17 protein-coding genes and 1 pseudogene are annotated in these 18,469 nt (G+C 40.3%); 3 read left to right on the forward strand and 15 right to left on the reverse strand.

Annotation, left to right across the window (positions count from 1 at the left end; genetic code table 11):
* Positions 1-71 precede the first annotated feature (71 nt).
* From ACH0AB_RS10830 to ACH0AB_RS10855, 6 genes are all read right to left on the reverse strand, one after another.
* The gene (locus tag ACH0AB_RS10830; RefSeq protein WP_406878151.1) at positions 72-1,205 is read right to left on the reverse strand and encodes a 5-methyltetrahydropteroyltriglutamate--homocysteine S-methyltransferase; all 1,134 of its coding nucleotides are present in this window, start codon (positions 1,203-1,205) and stop codon (positions 72-74) included.
* Positions 1,206-1,584: 379 nt separating this feature from the next.
* Positions 1,585-2,385, reverse strand: coding sequence for an alpha/beta fold hydrolase (locus tag ACH0AB_RS10835; protein WP_406878152.1), 801 nt, complete (start codon positions 2,383-2,385; stop codon positions 1,585-1,587).
* A 180-nt stretch (positions 2,386-2,565) separates the two neighbouring features.
* Positions 2,566-5,070: a relaxase family protein gene (locus tag ACH0AB_RS10840; protein ID WP_406878153.1), complete on the reverse strand. Its 2,505-nt coding sequence runs from the start codon at positions 5,068-5,070 to the stop codon at positions 2,566-2,568.
* A gap of 4 nt (positions 5,071-5,074) precedes the next feature.
* Positions 5,075-5,593: a plasmid mobilization protein gene (locus ACH0AB_RS10845; protein WP_007115668.1), complete on the reverse strand. Its 519-nt coding sequence runs from the start codon at positions 5,591-5,593 to the stop codon at positions 5,075-5,077.
* Positions 5,594-6,201: 608 nt separating this feature from the next.
* Entirely contained in the window at positions 6,202-6,567 is a 366-nt protein-coding gene (locus tag ACH0AB_RS10850; RefSeq protein ID WP_007115667.1) for a hypothetical protein, read from the reverse strand.
* Between the two features lie 59 nt (positions 6,568-6,626).
* Positions 6,627-6,911 (reverse strand): hypothetical protein, encoded by a 285-nt coding sequence (locus ACH0AB_RS10855; RefSeq protein WP_353552427.1) that lies wholly within the window; start codon positions 6,909-6,911, stop codon positions 6,627-6,629.
* Positions 6,912-7,086: 175 nt separating this feature from the next.
* Here ACH0AB_RS10855 and ACH0AB_RS10860 point away from each other — a divergent pair, with 175 nt between their 5' ends.
* Entirely contained in the window at positions 7,087-7,326 is a 240-nt protein-coding gene (locus ACH0AB_RS10860) for a helix-turn-helix domain-containing protein (protein ID WP_040403339.1), read from the forward strand.
* Positions 7,327-7,378: 52 nt separating this feature from the next.
* Here ACH0AB_RS10860 and ACH0AB_RS10865 read toward each other — a convergent pair whose 3' ends face one another.
* The 9 genes and pseudogenes from ACH0AB_RS10865 to ACH0AB_RS10905 all read right to left on the reverse strand — a co-directional run bounded on the left by ACH0AB_RS10865 (position 7,379) and on the right by ACH0AB_RS10905 (position 17,591).
* Positions 7,379-8,026 (reverse strand): 3'-5' exonuclease, encoded by a 648-nt coding sequence (locus tag ACH0AB_RS10865; protein WP_406878154.1) that lies wholly within the window; start codon positions 8,024-8,026, stop codon positions 7,379-7,381.
* Between the two features lie 12 nt (positions 8,027-8,038).
* Positions 8,039-8,734 (reverse strand): SOS response-associated peptidase, encoded by a 696-nt coding sequence (locus ACH0AB_RS10870; RefSeq protein WP_406878155.1) that lies wholly within the window; start codon positions 8,732-8,734, stop codon positions 8,039-8,041.
* A gap of 20 nt (positions 8,735-8,754) precedes the next feature.
* Entirely contained in the window at positions 8,755-10,092 is a 1,338-nt protein-coding gene (locus ACH0AB_RS10875) for a Y-family DNA polymerase (protein WP_406878156.1), read from the reverse strand.
* Positions 10,093-10,209: 117 nt separating this feature from the next.
* Positions 10,210-10,662, reverse strand: a complete 453-nt coding sequence (gene umuD, locus ACH0AB_RS10880; RefSeq protein WP_076777055.1) for a translesion error-prone DNA polymerase V autoproteolytic subunit — start codon at positions 10,660-10,662, stop codon at positions 10,210-10,212.
* 58 nt (positions 10,663-10,720) lie between these two features.
* Entirely contained in the window at positions 10,721-11,677 is a 957-nt protein-coding gene (repM, locus tag ACH0AB_RS10885) for a replication initiation protein RepM (protein ID WP_065252193.1), read from the reverse strand.
* 504 nt (positions 11,678-12,181) lie between these two features.
* Positions 12,182-14,404: pseudogene (locus ACH0AB_RS10890) on the reverse strand (type I restriction endonuclease subunit R); the annotation flags it as partial.
* A gap of 329 nt (positions 14,405-14,733) precedes the next feature.
* Positions 14,734-15,717, reverse strand: a complete 984-nt coding sequence (locus ACH0AB_RS10895) for a PDDEXK nuclease domain-containing protein (RefSeq protein WP_239743932.1) — start codon at positions 15,715-15,717, stop codon at positions 14,734-14,736.
* Between the two features lie 112 nt (positions 15,718-15,829).
* Positions 15,830-16,756 (reverse strand): ParB/RepB/Spo0J family partition protein, encoded by a 927-nt coding sequence (locus ACH0AB_RS10900; protein WP_353552429.1) that lies wholly within the window; start codon positions 16,754-16,756, stop codon positions 15,830-15,832.
* Entirely contained in the window at positions 16,749-17,591 is an 843-nt protein-coding gene (locus ACH0AB_RS10905; protein WP_406878157.1) for a ParA family protein, read from the reverse strand. The genes ACH0AB_RS10900 and ACH0AB_RS10905 overlap by 8 nt, the downstream gene beginning before the upstream one ends.
* Positions 17,592-17,834: 243 nt before the next feature.
* On the opposite strand from ACH0AB_RS10905, the gene ACH0AB_RS10910 reads away from it, so the two are divergent.
* Positions 17,835-18,026 (forward strand): AAA family ATPase, encoded by a 192-nt coding sequence (locus tag ACH0AB_RS10910; protein ID WP_007115655.1) that lies wholly within the window; start codon positions 17,835-17,837, stop codon positions 18,024-18,026.
* A 225-nt stretch (positions 18,027-18,251) separates the two neighbouring features.
* A partial coding sequence (locus ACH0AB_RS10915; protein ID WP_406878158.1) for a recombinase family protein occupies positions 18,252-18,469 on the forward strand: 218 nt, incomplete at its 3' end.

Raw genomic sequence — 18,469 nt, forward strand, 5'->3', positions numbered from 1 at the left:
GATAGACCTCTTTTCTTAAGGGCTATTCTATCTTATTTGCTGCAATTTTTTGGTCTAGTTTTCGGGGAGTATTATACCTCATCAGCAATCTCTTTAATTAAATCGAGTTTTGCCCATTGAGCTTCTTCAGTCAAAATATTACCTTCTTCGGTTGAGGCAAAACCACATTGGGGGCTTATACATAACTGGTTAATATCTACAAACTGGGCTGCTTCTTTAATCCGCTCAATAATAACGTTTTTATCTTCCAAGTCGCCTGTTTTTGACGTGACTAGACCTAGTACAACTTGCTGATTTTTGATATGTTGTAACGGTGCAAAATCTCCCGCGCGTTCACTATCATATTCCAAGAAAAAACCATCTACTCTGCAGGTACCAAACAACACCTCAGCAATAGGCGCATAACCACCTTCAGAAAACCAAGTTGAACGAAAATTACCACGACAAATATGCATGGTAATTTGCATATCATCAGGTTTGGCATCTACAATACGATTGAGCACCGTCACATAATTTTTAGCAACTTTGTCCAAATCAATACCACGAGCCTCAAATTCCGCTCGTTTATCGAGCGAGCAAAACTGCCCCCAACTTGTGTCATCAAGTTGTAAATTGCGTAGACCTAATGCATAAAATTTGTTTAACGCTTTAATGTATGCGTTAGCAATGTCATCAAATAGCTGGCTTTCTTCTTGATAAAGTTCAATCGGCTGGTAATTTTCATCACGTATACAAGCCAATAAGTGCAGCATACTGGGTGATGGGATGGTGAATTTTGTTGGGTAATTACCCGCACAATCTTTTAAAAGTTGATAGGCGTTGACAAAGGGATGGTCGTCACTAAAATCGATTTTACCCACAATGGCAATGGTGTTACCCTTAGGTTTCGCACCCTTAAACGCAACAGGAAATTTTTCAAGGCTAATCATCTCAATGCCATTTAGCCCCGCTAAAAAATCTAAATGCCACCACACACGGCTAAATTCACCATCGGTCACGGCGTGCAGTCCATGGCGTTTTTGTAGATTCACAAGATTTTGAATTTCGTCTTTTAGGATTCTGTCAAATGCGGCTTGGTTGATTTTGCCAGTTTGCAATTCGGTTTTGGCATTTTTTAGGGCGTCAGTGCGTAAAAATGACCCTACTACATCGTTACGGTATGGCGCTTGGGTTCGTGGGGTTGCCTGCGCAAATATTTGGCTCATAGTTGATTCGCTTTTGTTAAAAAACTTGAAGCGTCACTATAAGAGTTTTTAGCTAATCAGACAAACGCTGATTTTTCAAGGTAAAATGAATTGCGTTTAATGTTTTGACTACTAAACTGGGGGTTTGGTAATACATTTTAAGCATCCGTGCAGTTTTACTTAGCGAGTCACTGGCTTGTTTTAGATTCAAGGAAGTATATTTTATCCTATTACGACAGCACTATTGTTAACTGATTCATCTTCAAACTCAACTTGCCCAATACTTGTTATGTTAAAATAATATTTTTAAAATCAATTAGTTGCCTAATCCATTTTCAATATTATTAAGTATTATAATGAAAAATAACCTTATAAATTCCTCCGTTTTCTTCAGCATACATCAGTCAAGTCGTTGTAACCATGTTAATACCGTATGGTTAAACAGTGTGGGCTTATCGACAGTAACCCAATGTGATGTCTTAAACCCGCTCACCTGATTGTTAGGTTGCTGCGTGATTTTAACAAGCCAAGCTTCAGAGTGAAACATGGTAGGTTTTTGTGTGCCATAGACGAAAAGGTAAGGACAGGTAAAGTTAATCGATTGTAAGTTTTTAAAACCGCCCTTTGCCTTTGTCCACGCCACATAATAAGGGTAGCCCATATTCGCATGGATCGTCTGAGATGCCGCAGGTGCTCCTAGGACTTTGCCTACTGTTCTGGCTATTTTATTACCAATGCTACCATTTAAACGAAAACCAATCACTAATGGCAGCTGATAGCCTGCAATCACCAGCTTATCTTTAATCGTTAAACTAGCATTAAACTCCTCACTATAGGCATCACCCACATCAATGCCAATTAAGCGGCTGACTTTCTTTGGATAACGTACCACATATTGATAGCCATAAATAGCACCCCAATCATGTACCATCAATATCACCGGCTTGTCAGGGCTGACATAGTCAATCACTTGACGAATGGTATCAATGATGTCTTCTAATGAAAAAACCTGGGGGCGAGCCTGTGGCTCATCAAATAGAGGCAGCGTAAAGGTGACGCAACGATAGTCATTTTTAAAGAAAGCCACTTGGTTTTGCCACAGTGCTTGGGTATCGGGCCAACCATGTATCATCACCAAAGTTTGTTCGCCATTGCCGTCAATACTACCGTTGACACCTGCTATATGAAAAGTCGTTGCCATAATTTTCCTAATTGATTAAATAGGTTAAAGTTTTTATGTACTGACCATAAAAACACAAATAAAGGAAATAAACAAATTTTTGAATGTTTTTATGAACATTTTAGACTTAGAACTTAATTCAATTTGACTTCGCCCATCTTTGATTATGTTAAATACCAATCTTTCTTGTCTCACATTATCTCATTCTAAATCTTGGTACGTTATCATTTTTGCGCTCTTTTGCAGCGTTTTAACTTCATCTTTGAGCTCATTATACCAGCCCAAACTCTGTGGACGGCTATTAACATAATCGGTTTTCTGTGGAGGCGATAATGGCTGCTTGGTCTCAGTATTGATTTTAACCACATTGCTAAATTGATTGCTTAGGCTATTAAATAATCGTTTGAGTAAATTGATGATCAACTCAATAATTGCTTTAACTGCATTGTGTAACTGGTTAAATCCGACTGCAACTTTGTCAATTCGCTCACTTTGTCCACTAAATCCGTTTTTAACGTTTCTAGCTCGCTGATTAAGCTTTCTAAGCTTTGCTGCTCGCTGTTGCTCTGCGATATACTGCTCTGTAATGTCTTTATCGAAGCCTTTAAATCTGTCAGTGACTTTTCGAACTCGCTTTCGTCGACGATTTGTATAACATCCAAGCGGGTCAAGGTTAATTGGATCTTGTCTTGCAATTTTTGAAATTCTTCTTGTCCTTTTTTCAGTGTTGCTATCTCGGCGGTCTGAAGCTTGTCTAATTCGTTCAAGTACTCGTTGATTTGCTGGTTGTGTTGCTGGGTTTTTTGCTGTATCTGTTGGTCGAGGTGTACTAACAGTTGTTGATATAAGCTGGGCAACATCAATTCCAGATGTTTTTGTACCATCTTGTCGATTGTCTGCGGTTGCTGCTGCTTGAGTTGGTTGAGCGTCTGGCTCACTTGGCTGTACAAATCGCTCGACAGCTTGTTTAAGCTTTCGGTAATGAGTTGCTGGGTGGTAATGGGTTGCATGGTTATTTTTCTCTAATTGGGACGGTAATACGGGTTTTGGCTGATAAATAAAGTCGGATAGCCAAAACCGTTGTTCTGACACACGGCGTTTTTTGGATTTTTGGGAGTGATATTGATACCACCACCATACACCGCCTGGATATCCGTAAGGGCTTGGGCTTGATATTGAAGTGGTGTACGATTGATTTGTTGATTGAGTAAGCTTAGCTCCTTTTGACTTTGGTCGACCAAGATCTTGGTCTCTTGCCAATCCTGGTACTGGCTGTAATTCATCAGAGTCAGAATCAGCATCAGCAGTATCAATCCCCCCAATAGGCTGCCCATCACGATTCCTAGGCGCAGTTTGTTGCGTGCCATTTGCCCAATCAGCGCCCTGCTCTGTTGTTGGCTGTCCTCGATAGCTTCGATATCCGCTTGATGATTCGCCTCCATCTGCGCCCGTAGGGTTTGTTGCTGCTGTTGGTGATGCTGCAGGGTGGTTTTTGTCTCGTTGGTTATGGCTTGATGCAGTTGATTGCCCTGCTCCGTCAGGTGAGTTTGAATTCGCTGATAATCGTCGCTCGTCTGCTGCTTGAGCTGATCCATTTGCTCCAACATCCCAAGCAAGGCCTGTTTGGCGCTCTCCAAGGTCTGACAGGTCTGATTGAGCCAGCTTTGATGCTGGTTTAGATGACTGTCGCTTAAGCTTCGACTGCTCTTTTGATACTGCTCGAGCAGCTCGCAAATTTTCGTCATACCGCTGATAATGTCGTTCTCGACGTTTTTCAAGCTCGCTTGGAAAAATTGTTTCTGCTGTTCTAAGCTGGTCTTCTCTTGTTCCTGCTGGGATTGGATTTGCTGCTTGGTTTGGGCCTGTGCGTTGTGCAATGTAGCTAATAATGGATTGGGTGACGTCTCGCTCATAAATGACACCTTTAAGTTTTATATTTTTTTTGGTGGGGTCAGGGTTTTTAATACTGATACTGTCTTTGCCTCTGCGAGAGATTTCGAAACCGAAGTCTTCAAGCAATTTTGCAACGTCATCTTGACAGGTTAAAGGCTCATCGGTTTGTTGTCGCAATGCCGCTTGAGTTAGTACCACATCGGTGAGTTGTTGTTTAAAATCCTCAATGCTTTGGTAGTGTTTGAGCTTATCGATAATTTTTTGCTTATTCGACTGATCCCAGTCTTTCAACAGATTTGGACCAATACTGGGAGTCACATCCCGACGGTTTTCTAAATCAGAAGGATTGATAAAACCATACTTATCATTGGTCAAATTTTTCCAGCTATTAACAAGGTTCAAATCACGATTGTGATAATAGACTTGTAGATGATTGCCCGATATCAACTCAACATTAGGAAAGACAAAGTTAAGCTCGACCCGACCTTTATCCGTATGTTCAACCCAATAACTGGTGTATTGATACGGTTCAAGACCAACAAACATCATGGCTTCAAAGTCGGCCATGATGTCAAACTTTTGAGCTTCGGTGAGTTTGTCATCTTCATGAAAGCTTAGACAGCCTGAGGTATAAACTTTGGCAAATGGCAAGCCATTAATAATCTCAGTGACTTCATCAGCATCACCCAATAGTAAACGCGCTTTTTTACGAGGTTGATCGTTGGTACCCAGTAGATAATTTTTAACGGCACTGCCACCTAAGGTGCGTCTATCATCATCGGTGCCCCCTCGCTTGAAAAACTTTAGCAGCATTTCATCATCCAATCACATGATTATTTAGATTGCCATTGTTTATGGGTGAACTTTCTATTGGGTTATCCGTGGCAGAGTCATTTGCTTCAGTCGCAACATCCTCATCTTCAACTGCCCTAAAATAATTTTCTGGCACTTGGTACTGAGCTTTTAACCTAGCCAATTGTTCAGCCATATTATCAATGGCTAGTGCTAAATTTAGGGTATCAATCGGACGTTTGGCATTGGCTTGCTCATGGGTATAACGGACGAGTTGATTTAAATTTTTACCCATAGCGTGCAGTTGTTGTAATAGTCTTGGGTCAATCGTCGGAAAATCCCGTTCACGTCTTGTCACCTTTCCCTTAGTTAAAATTGCACGAGCATAGCGAGCCAAACTTATCCCTTCAGCTTTGGCTTCGAGCATAGAAAATTCTTCGTCACTAAAGCGAATGTTAAGCCGCTTATCTCGTAGTTTTTTTGATGATTTTTTTACCGATACTTTGTCCTGGCTTTGCTTTTTTTCGGCTGATTGTTGTGCCATTTTTAGTGCCTATCTATTTTTTATGAAGTCCATTTTTGGTTAAAGGGGGTTTGGGGTCTCCCCAATAAGCACCCATTTTAATCGCAACTATGTGAAGAGATAAATGGGTGCTGGGGGTTTCAAAAGGGGGCAAGCCCCCTTTGCCAGGACGCAGAGACAGTCAATTTACGTTAGTAAATTTGGTGTCTCTGCATGTGCTGGCTATGTCGATTTCCGAACCTTTATATTGATTAGGTTAGCATACTAATTTTTGGTTGTCATCTCATGAAATTGATGCGGTTCTGTATCTGAGTTGGTGATAGTTCTTTGATGAGTTGTGAGACTTTCTATGTAGGATAAATTTGTTTTCGATAAATCCACCCCTATTCTTTTAATTATTTGAAAGAGAGTATGATTTGCTAAAGATAGTAGAAATTTTTAGTGAATTTGGTTGGATCGGTACAATCTTTTTGGTGGAATCTTTAGTGTGGGTCTGTTGTGGGTTAAATATTTTTGAGATGGTTCTTTTGAAAAAGACAGCCAGTTCATTTTCGTTAGCTGTCTTTTTTAAGCAGGATCTTTATGTTTTTTATGATGGCATTCATAAAATGATTTGGGCGGATAAGATTTTAGAAGGGACAGTCATCGTCTTCATTATAATATTGCGCCAATGAAAAACTGCGATTGGATCGCTGTTGAATGAATTGATGACAGTCATCGCATATCCAATTGAATTTCTGGTTCTGATAGTTATAGGTTGGTTCGTAGATTTGTCGCATGATGTTGCACTCTCTACAGTGGGTTTGGGTGTCATAGATTTTGAAATGGCTGACCATTTCGCTAAGTAACGGTGCACTGATGTTGTAATACTGACAGATATGTGTGATGTGATCTAAATGATTGCCGTGAGTCTCTAGTGGGGTTTCAAAGTAGTCACGCACAATGATGGTTTGTTGTTCACTGATGTGATTTTTTGCGAGGTATTTGTAGTCCATATGATTGTCCTTTTTTTAGGTTAGGCTTGTGATTTTAGCGGTTGTTAAGGGGGCTTGTTCTATGCTATTTCTGGCATAAGTTTTAGAAATTTATGTTCAAGCTGTTGGTATTTTTCTTGGTCGTCGTTTACGTCTATTTCGTCTAATACTTCTGAAATCCATGTTTGAATGGCTTGGGTGTTGTTGCAGCGTTTGATGATTCCTAGAAACAGGTAAAGGTTGTCCCCTGGTTGTATCCGCTGTTCTTTGATTAGTTGGCTTGTAAGCTTATTAATTTGCTGTAGGCGGTTCTTTCTTTGGTCAAGTTGGTCATAGATGTGTTGGATGACGGGGTTCGGGTGCATTTTTGTGCTCCTTGAATTTTTTGTTGTTCGATTGGAAAATTATCTCAAGTATGGGATAATAGTTGAAATTGGGAATTTATATCTAAAAATAAAATTTATTCCCTAATTTAGGAACTATGTTAATATTATTTTATTCCTAAATCAAGTATTTATTTTCATTTTTAGGGATTTTATTGTGATAAAGATAAATTTGCCTGTTTTATTGGCACAACGTGGTCTTAAAGTTGCCGATATTGATAGAGATTTGGATATAAGTCGTTCGACCCTTTATCGTTTGTATAACAATGATGTGATAAAAATTGATATCGATGCCATTGATAAATTATGTAAGTATTTAGATTGCGCACCAGGTGATATTATTTTGTATGTAGATGATGACGAATCCCAGCACAATAAAAAAGAGCAACCCTATTAATTAGGTTGCTCTGTTCCCTACTACATAGCTGTATTTTAATATGATACGTCATTCAATAATCCCAATGATGACTTTTCACCATCCCCTCCCACACAGTCACACAGGCTAACGCATCGGCCTCAGCTCGATGCGCATTGATATGTTCTACACCAAAATGCAAGCAAGCCTTGCTTAGGCTAAAATAGCGATTGGCTTTAAAATACGGTGAGTATTGCCCGATAAAATCAGCAAACTGCTTACACAGGCATTTTACTTCAGCTTGCTGCAAGCGAAGTTTATGACCCGATTGCCGCATCATACGAATATCGAAACTCGCGTTATAGGCATACAAGGTGCGTCCTTTGAGTAATTGCACAATCGCGGGTTGGATATTGATAAAAGTAGGTTTACCTATCAGCTCATGAGGATGAATACCATGCACCTTAAATGCGCCTGGGCTAGACGGTCTATCGGTATAGATCAGCGTATCGATAATCACATTTCGATCACTATCACAGAACGCAATTTCGATGATTTGGTCTTCCCTGCCGCCTCCGGTGGTTTCGGTATCAAAGAACAAGGGTTTGCTGGTGTCATGTGTTTGGTTATAGGCAGCTACCCGCTCAAAGATGACGGCAATCTGCTCATCTTTGGTCAAATGACTGATAGGTTGTTTATTAGGCAAGCCACTCATTTGCTGCTGATGGTTTAAATCGTCCATCCCCATATGTTATTACGACTTAGGCAACAGTAAATCCAATAAATCTTCATTAGGCGCACTGTCATGCGTTTTTGACGGCTTTGGCCGATGTTTTGCTACATACCCAGCACCCATCGGTTTAAGTAGCTCAAACGCGTTCTCATGCGTCATGTTAAGCCAATCCGTTCGATGCTCAGGTTCAATCACCACAATCGAGCGTTTTTCATCTTCAGGTTTATGAAACTGGGACATAAACGGATGCTGATCGGCATTAATAGTGAGCATAGTCATGGAGCGAATCAATTGATCGCCAATTTTTACCATCTCATATAACCCAGCCACGGTAAAAGGTTCATTGTCTTCGCGGTGAATGCCATAGCGATGCGCTTTTCCGTTAATGTATTTAGGCTCATAGATGGTTTGTACCGGAATTAACGCAAACTGGTTATTGTACCAAGCATGTTTAAAACTCGGTTTGTCGGCAACGGTTTCACTACGGGCATTGTAGGTGTGTTTAGCAAAACTGGTGTCTTTGGCCCATTTAGGAATCATACCAAACATCGCAAATCGCCACTCAGCAGGATCGCCACTCGTATTTGATAAGAGGTTAGCAAACAGCAAGGGGACTTCATAGCCTGAATAGATATCGTCTTTAAAGTCAAAGCTTAACTGCTGATTGGTAAAGCGTGAAGCTTGCGCTTGGGTAATCGGTTGAAAGTTGGCACACATACAGGATTCTCTTGGTTAAATTAATGCACAGTTAATAAATCAGACAGTTTGGTGGTATAGCTTGGGCTTAAAAACGCTCGATTCATCTGCCAGTCTTGCTGCTTGGCTATGCCGGTACTGGCAATATACAATCGGCCACCATTGCCTTTAGATGAACCTTTGGCTTGAGCTTTGCTCTGGTGCGCCATCTGCTGATTAATGGCATCCATCACTGCCATTAGCTTTTGTGATTGCTGCTGTTTTAAGAAGTCAGGCTTCTCAAACAAATCATCAACGATGGTAGCTTGATCTTGAATCGCACACAGCATGACACCGGCTTTGGCATACTTTAAATTAGGTTTATAAATCCGCTCTAGTACTTGTCTAGCGCCAGCAATCATCACCCGGGTATCACAGGTGGCATTAATAAACTGATATTGACCACGAATACTTTGGTAAGGCTCATTGGGGTTAAAGGCACTGGTCTTGGCAAACACCACCAGTATCTTACACACGCTTTGCTGCTTACGCAGTTTAACGGCCGCTTTAGACACATGACCCATCACCGCTTGGCTTAAATCTTCAAGTTCGCTGATTTTTTTAGAAAACGAACGCGATGACACAATCTCTTGTTTAGCCATTGCCGCTTCTAAACCTAAACACATCACCCCATTCAATTCTAAATTGGTCCGCTCCATGACCACACTAAAATGCTGACGCACTAAGCTATGTGGCATCGCGGCAAACTGCTCAACCGTGGTAATACCTAGACTGTGAAGCTTTTTGGTATGCTGACGACCAATCCCCCATACCTCTTCAACCGGTGTGATAGCCATCAGCCGCTCAATCCAGCTTTCCTTGTCTAACACACAAATCCCTTGCGTCGCTGGATACTTTTTAGCAGCGTAATTGGCCAGTTTCGCCAAGGTCTTGGTCTTCCCTACCCCAACCCCTACTGGAATGCCAGTATGACGCTCAACGGTAGTTTTAATGAGCTTGGCGTAAGCTGTTAAATCGTTAAGCGCCGCTGGATAGCGACCTAGGTATAAAAACGCTTCATCAATCGAATACACTTCCACGTCAGGACACAGCTGTTCAAGTGTATTCATCACCCGCGCTGACATATCAGCATACAAGGCGTAATTGGAGCTAAATACTGCAACACGATGCTGCTGTAGAAAGTCTTTAATCTGAAAGTAAGGGAGGCCCATCTTAATCCCTAATGCCTTCGCTTCAGCCGATCTAGCCACCACACAGCCATCGTTATTAGATAGCACCACGACCGGTCGATGTGTTAAGTCAGGACGAAACAGTTTTTCGCAAGACGCATAAAAGCTATGGCAATCAATTAAGGCATACATACGTACTAAGACAATCAAAAATGAGTCTTTAGTGTAGAAAAAAAAGCAAGACATCGAAATGACAAATAACGATTAAACGACGATGGTCGTCGTGTGAGTTGTAAACAGCGATAAGAAATTAGATGAAATGAAAACTTACTTGTAGATAGGACGTTTAGTGCCGCGACCAATAGGGCGAATGACATTAGTGACCACACCAAATACTTCAAAGTCAATTTCACCGACTAAGGTAATGTCTTCAAAGGATTCGTTATGGGCAATTAAACTTGGATAAGGATAAAGATTGAGCTCTTTAACAGTGAATTCGTTAAATAAGCGAGCGACGATAATGTCGCCATGTTGGGGCTCAAGACTCCGATCCACCACCAGCAAGTCATTGGGATAGATACCGGCATCAATCATCGACAACCCATCGACTCTGACTAAGAAAGTGGCATTAGGATGATCGATACACAAGTCATTTAAATCCACACATTCTTCAACATACCCTTCAGCAGGTGAGGGAAATCCTGCTGGAATGGCTTCTAAAAACAAAGGAATGGGTTGGTAGCTTTGGGCTTCGAGTCGGTGAAGGATGGTGACGGTCATAATAGGGTCGTCATATTGATAATTGGTATGACTATGCTAATTTCATTAATCCTAAATTTCAAATTGATTTTTTAAATCCTACTTGCACTAAGTACTTTTCATAAAACTTAACTCGCTCAGGATCTGAAAGCTCATTGGCAATTTGTTCGGCAAACACGTCATAGTTTCGACCTGCCTCCCCTTTAGCAAGGTAAGATAATTCATGAAGCTTGGATAACTTTTTTGCAAAATGGTAACGCTGACTATCGGTCATTGGCACGAACATATCGAGGGTATTGGTATCACGTTTTACATCCTTTAATGGTGCTTCTTTATTTTTTAAAGTTACCGTAAAAATAAATCCTATGATACTCCGTCCCTCTTTAATTTGTTGGTAGGACACTTTTAAGTCAGTCACTTTATTAATTTCATTAACCGCCATATCTAAGACACGTTTTTTAAAATCAAACATCCTAGCATATTCGTTTTCTTGCAATCCTAACTGCGCTCTAAATGTTTCTAATTCAAATAAAGGGGTCTTTTTTGCCGCTTTCCATTGAACAAGTAATTCATATAACCGAGTTGAATAAGCGCTATCCAAACCAGATGTTTGTTGTAAAGAATACTGAGTAAAAAAATCAACTGCACCATCAATTCTGCTAATTCCCTTGACTACCGCTGGCGTAAAAGATAATTCAATTTCACCTTGGTTATCTAAATACCGCACTTGAGACAACCAACGACTTTTTACCAGTAGACCATCTTCATCAATAAAGCTAAATCGGCGATTAAACAATGTCTCTTCAGTTTCTTTAATCCTCATATAGGCATTTTGTCGCGTAGTTTCAAATACCTCTACATAGCGTGACGCACTAATTGTTAAAGGCGTAGATGGATCTAGACCTTTTCCACTTTCACGAGCATCTACAATCGCTAATTGGATAATTCGTATTTCAGCTAGGCTTAAATTTTGAAGTGCAGAATTAAGTCTATTAGACTTAACGACTATATCTTTTTGAGTTGAAGATTTAGACATTTGAGTTTATTTTAAAAACTTATTTAAGACGATTATATTTTTTATGTCGTTTAAACGCAACAGATATATTATGCGTTTTATATGAATCATTAGGAATTAAATTGGTAATAAAATGTCGTCTTATAATAAATTTATCTGAATCAATCCTGAGGTAACAATTTGTCGTCCTATTATTTTAAAAATTTTAAGGTAACTAAATGTCGTCTAATAATATATATTTAGATATCTTTATTTAAGGTAACTAAACGTCGTCTTATGGGTAATTAAATGTCGTCTTATGGGTAATTAAATGTCGTCTTATGGGTAATTAAATGTCGTCTTATGGGTAATTAAATGTCGTCTAATATCTTATATAAGCCTTGGTATAGGCGACTTGCGGCTTGTTTAAAAACTATTAAAAGTATTTAAAAACATTAAAAACCTAATTTTCTCATTAAAATAGTGAGGTAATGAAACGTCGTCTTATTTTTTTATCAAAAACAGTAAATAAAATATAGAGCTTTTTTAGCTAACTAATTGATCAGCAATTACCTCTGCTTGATGTAATACGAGTTCTGTAGCTAAAAGCTCCATATCAGGTGGATAACCATATTTCCTGAGCAAACGTTTTACGACAGTACGAATTTTGGCTCTAGCAGATTCTTTGATTGTCCAATCAACACTTATGTTATTACGAATGGTTGATGTTAAAACAATGGCGAGTTCTCGCAGTTTATCTTTACCCATGAGTTCTTTGGCACTGTCATTTTCGGCAACCGCAGAGTAAAACGCATATTCAAAATTAGTGAGTTTAAGTTCATTGGCTAAATTGTCAGATAGTTTGATTTCTTTGGCTAACTTAATAAGCTCTTCAATTACTTCAGCTGCAGTTAAGACTTTGTTCTGGTAGCCTTTGATAGCGTTGTTGAGCATCTCCATGAGCTTTTTGCCTTGGGTAACGCTGTGTTGCTCTCGCACTTTTATTTCATCATTCAGTAGTTTTTTAAGAGTTTCTAGAGCGATGTTTTTGTGTTCATAATCTCGCATTTCTTCCATAAATTCATCAGATAAGATAGAGATGTCAGGTTTTTGAATACCAGCGGCATTAAAGATATCGACGACCTTTTCACTGACCAAGGCTTGGTCGATTGTTTGTCTGACTCTGGTTTCTAATTCGGTGTCGCTAATCCCTATTGGATTGGGTGAATTTTCGTCAAATTTGGCAAGACATGCTTTAACCGCTTGGAAATACGCTACAAGGGGTGCATTTTCCATTGCGGTAGGATGGGGTACGGCTAGGGCAAAAGATTGACTGAGCGAGCTTACGGCACGAATAAAACGGGTCTTTCCTTCCCCTTGCTCAATGCCTAAGATAAAATCTTCGGATTCGAGAATGATTTTGAGTTTTTCAGCGGTGTCTGAGGTAAAGTATTTGTGATAGTCGTAACCGTGCATAATGCCGTCTAACACTTCCAGTTTTTCTTTCATGATAATGACGGCTTCATCTTGCACCACGGCTGGGTCGCCCTTACCGCCAGCATCTGAGTAAAAGCTCAAGGCTTCTTTCAGATCGGCAGCAATACCCAGATAATCAACGATCAAGCCCCCTGCTTTATCCTTGTACACCCGATTGACACGGGCAATCGCTTGCATTAAGTTATGACCTTTCATCGGTTTATCGATGTAAAGCGTGTGCATACTGGGAGCGTCAAAGCCTGTTAGCCACATATCCCGCACGATAACCAGTTTGAGCTTATCCTCTGGGTATTTCATACGGTTGGCTAAAATTTGGCGGTCTTTTTTCGTTGTATGATGCTTGGCAAGAGCTGCCCCATCTGCTGCCGATGAGGTCATAATCACTTTGATGACGCCGTCGTATAAATCACCACCGCTCCACGCTGGGCGTAATGCAATTATCGCATTGTACAAATCCACTGCAATCCGCCGAGACATGGCAACAATCATGCCTTTACCTTGGTTGGCATTGGCAAATAGGCGTTGTTCAAAATGTTGTACGATGTCGGCAGCGACCGCTTGGATACGGTCATGGCTACCGATTAAGGCTTCGGCTTTGACCCATTTGGCTCGTGCTTGTTGGGTGGCGGTGAGTTCATCTTCGTTAAATTCTTCATCAAAGTCGGCTATCAATTTTTTGCCTTCGTCACTAATCGCCACTTTGGCAAGCCGTGATTCATAGAAAATCCGCACCGTTGCCCCATCTTCAACGCCTTGGGAGATGTTGTAAATATCAACATAATCACCAAACACCGCTGGGGTGTTGATATCGTTTTTTTCAATCGGTGTGCCTGTAAAGCCTAGATGAGTGGCATTGGGCAATGCATCACGCAAATATTTGGCAAAACCATAAACCGTGCGTTTGCCTGTCACGTCACCAGCATCGTTTTTGACATCGACTTCTTTGGCGGTAAAGCCATATTGCGAGCGGTGTGCTTCGTCGGCGATGACGATGATGTTATGGCGTTCGGACAGCGTGTCATAGACATTGCTACCGTCTTCTGGCTGGAATTTTTGAATGGTGGTAAAAATGACACCGCCAGAATTGACTTTAAGTAGTTCTTTGAGCTGCTCTCGATCTCCGGCTTGTTTTGGAGATTGCCTAAGCAATTCAACCGATGCCGAGAATGTAGTAAAAAGCTAGTCGTCTAAGTCGTTACGGTCGGTCAATATAACCACGGTTGGGTTATTCATGGCAAGCACGATTTTGCCTGTGTAGAACACCATTGACATAAGGCTAAATTATTGCTGACATTATTGGGTGTGGTGAGTTGGTTATTTTGGCTGATACGCTAATAGGCTTCAAGTCATTGTTCTGGGGTAAGTTGTGGGTTGATGGTAGCGATAGCTTGCAGGACATTGTCTTGGAGCAAAACTTGGCTATAGGCTCGTAGCGGTTTTATGCCGTAGGGTTCGATATCGACGCCTTAAACGTGGCGATAGCCGATGGCTTGGAGTTGTTCGATAGCTATTTGTTCGATGTCAGATTCGTAGATTTCGCTCATAGGAACATCCGTTTCTGTTTTTTAAGTTTTGGGAAAGTGTGGCAATTTGCCACAGTTTTATTTGTCTAACTCTAACTCATTCAACATTTTTTCTAATTGATAAACTGCAACGCCAATCGGCTGGGGGTTTTGATTGAGTGCATATTCAACCACGACTTCGTTACGACTTTTACAAAGTAACAAGCCTATTGTTGATGTGTCATGTTCGGTTTTGAGTTGCCTATCGACTGCAGTCACGTAGAAATTGAGTTGCCCGATATGCTCAGGTTTAAAATCGCCAGTTTTTAATTCGATGACAACGTAACAGCGAAGTTGCAGATGATAGAAAAGCAAATCGATATAAAAGTCGTCACCACCAACTTCAATATGCCGCTGTTTGCCAACAAACGCAAAACCTGTCCCTAACTCGAGTAAAAATGCCATAATATGCTGGGTTAAAGCGGTTTCCAATTCTCGTTCATGATAGGCTTCGCCAAATCTGAGAAAGTCAAAAATATAAGGATCTTTGAAAGTTTGAGTCGCCAAATCTGACTGTATCTCTGGCAATGTTTGCGAAAAATTATTAGCGGCTTGTCCTGTACGTTCCAGCAAACTGCTTTCTATTTGATGGACTAAGACATTGCGTGACCAACCATGCTTAATGGCTTTTTGGGCGTACCATAGTCTTGTTTCATTGTCAGAAAATTTATCCAATAGTACAAGATTATGACCCCATGGTAATAGTGCAACAGCCTGCTGCACTATTTGCTTATCTTGCCATGCTTCGGCAAACTTGCGCATATATTTTAGGTTGCGAGTAGAAAAGCCTTTGATTTCTGGGAATTCGGCGGATAGGTCTTTGGATAGTCTGTCAACAACTTTTGCACCCCAACCTTGTTGGTTTTGACGTTGTAGGATGTTTTGTCCGATTTGCCAATATAACAGCACCAGTTCTTGATTAACCGCAAGTATAGCTCGTTGTTGAGATGAGCGAATCTGTGTTTTGAGCTGATTGAGCCAGTCTTGGTAGCTCTGTTCGCTGGTTTGCTCGGTTAAAGACATTGATAATTTTCTCTTGTTTGGAAACTGTGGCAATTTGCCACAGTTTCGATTTTTCATGATTAGTTAAAAAGTGTGGCAATTTGCCACAGTTCTTCTTTTTTGGATAGAAAGTTTAAGATGACACATTTTTTGTCATTAACGTTTCGATAAATTGTTCAATCTCAGTGCGTTGTTGTTGGTCTAAGTCTTTGGCATTGATTTCGACCACATACTTTTTGCCTTTGTGATGAAATTTTCCAATGGGTTTACCGCCTGATAAAATCGGTTTGATGTCAGGCGCGGCAACTGGTGGATAATAAATTTGTGATTTAAGTTCTTTTAAAGACTCGCTTTGAATAAATTCTGCAATTCTGCCTTGCTCCAACTTACCTAACTCTAGTAACTCCCAAACACGACTTAGAACTTCATCAGTTTGTTGTTCAGAAAACTTGAATTGATTCAATACCTGTTTAATGTCATACGCTGCCGAGCGGGATAATAATTTTGGCTTGGTAGCGACTTTATCCAAAAATGATGTTGGTAAGTCGTGATAGGCAAGATAGCGGTACATTTCCTTGCGGTCAAGACCGACAGCTTCGGCAAGGCGAGATTTATTGGGAAAATGTTTCTCGATATTACGCAGTGCTTGAGCGATTTCATAATCGCACAAATCTTCACGACTGGCATTTTCGGCGAGTGCTAAAATGGCAATCTCGCTATCGCTTGCTCGTGACACAATCGCATCGATATGGGTTTTGCCAAGAAGTTCGTGAGCCTTAAAACGGCGTTCCCCTGCAATCAGCTCATAATCGCCTAAGCCTGTTTCTCGTACGGTAATGGGTTGTAGCAGTCCCATTTCTTTGATGGATTCTGCAAGATTGGCGATTTCTGTTTCATCAAATACTGTTCTGGGTTGAAAAGGATTAGACTTGATTTTATCAAGTGGTAATCGTTTTAACTCATTACCGACATCTAAATAGGTCGATTGGTTGGCATTGGCATGACGGGCGTTGTTATCAGCTAATTTTTGAGCCAATAATGTTTTTATATCTTTACTCATCATCAACTCCTTTAGTAGCCTGGAGTTCTACATCAGAATTATCTGTTTTGAGGTATAGCTCATTTGCTACCCAAACAGCTAATTTACGAAATTCGCGGGCGACTTTGGAGGAACGGTCGATTTTCTGAATGCTGGTTTGCGCCATGGCGGCTTGGTTAATTTTGGTACTGGTTGGAATCTTAACTGGAATAAGCTTTCCAATTTGTTCTTTGGCTGAGCTTTCAATCAGTTTACAGACGGTTTGACGTTCATCATGACGAATCAGTAATGCACCCAGCAAGTTCAGATTAGGATTTATGCGATGAATCTTTTGTAGATGACGTGTTAAGTCAGTCACGCCATACATACCGTACTGTGATCCCGATTCTATCGGTATAATTAAATCGGTCGCAGCTGCTAAAGCATTACTGGTCAAAAGTTTAAGACTGGGTGGACAATCAATCAAAATAACATCATACAAACCTATAAGTGGTGATATTTTGTCACGCAACTCTTCAGAAGGACGCGGTGTGTCTTCTTTTAGCTTATCTTCTGTCATACCCAGTGCTAAAGAACCGTAAACTAAAGATACCCCTTCAAGATAAGTATCTTCATGAATCGCAAGGGGTAACTTCTCGGGCTCTGACAATAGTAATTCTGCAATAGTCACACTGACTTCACTAGGGTGTTCTTTTCCAATGTGTAGGCTAGCGTTAGCTTGTGGGTCAAGATCAATGACAAGCACGGATGAACCGAGTTTAGCGAGTTCCGCTGCAAGATTAACCACGGTCGTCGTTTTGCCACAGCCGCCCTTATGGTTAGCAACGGCTATTATCTTAGTGTTTTTATTTATCATCTGTGTTCGATACCATTTAAAAACGTGTATGATAGTATATAAGATTAGGCAACAAATAGCGATTATTTCCAAATAAAAAAATGTGGCAAATTGCCACAGTCATAGTTTTTTATTAAGTTATTTTAAGTTCAATTTCATTTACAATATGAAATTGAACTAAATTTAGAATGATTTCCTTATGTATATCCCAATCATCTTCATTCAGTCTTAGCCACACTTATCACTCAATGCCCTGCCATTATAATGACAGGCGCCAGACAATTCGGTAAATTAACCTTGCTCAAGCATATTGCACAGAGTCAAAGTAAATATTATCAATACATCAACTTTGAAGACCCACTACAATTGGCACGAGCAAGTGCTGAGCCGATGTTGTTCATGCTCAATCATACCGGCAAGACAGAGTTGCTTGCCTTGCCAATCAGCTATCTGTAACTTTTTGTCAAGGTAAACATTTGCGTAAATTTTGAGTTTTTTTCTGATATCGATAAATTACGAAAGTCAATTATTATTCGCAATTTTTATTTTCTAATATTTTGAATTATCATAACTTTAAGTTATGATAAATTTTATTCATGACAACCTATAATTTATCTTGAGAATTACACCATGGGTTTCATCGGTTATGCCCGGGTTTAAACATCTGAAGGGAAACAATTATTGGATCGTCAAGTTGATGCTTTGAAAGAAATCGGCTGTGAGCGAATTTTTGAAGACAAAGCATCAGGCAGTAATTCTCAACGTAAGGGTCTGGATGATTGTCTCAACTATTTGAGAAAAGGCGATGTGTTGGTTGTTTTGGATTTGGATAGGTTAGGGCGGTTAGCCAGTGACCTGATTAAACTCATTGATGAGCTGGCAGAAAAAGATATTGGCTT

The organism is Moraxella sp. 179-F 1C4 NHS (genome assembly GCF_045370505.1).
GTDB lineage: Bacteria > Pseudomonadota > Gammaproteobacteria > Pseudomonadales > Moraxellaceae > Faucicola > Faucicola tetraodonis.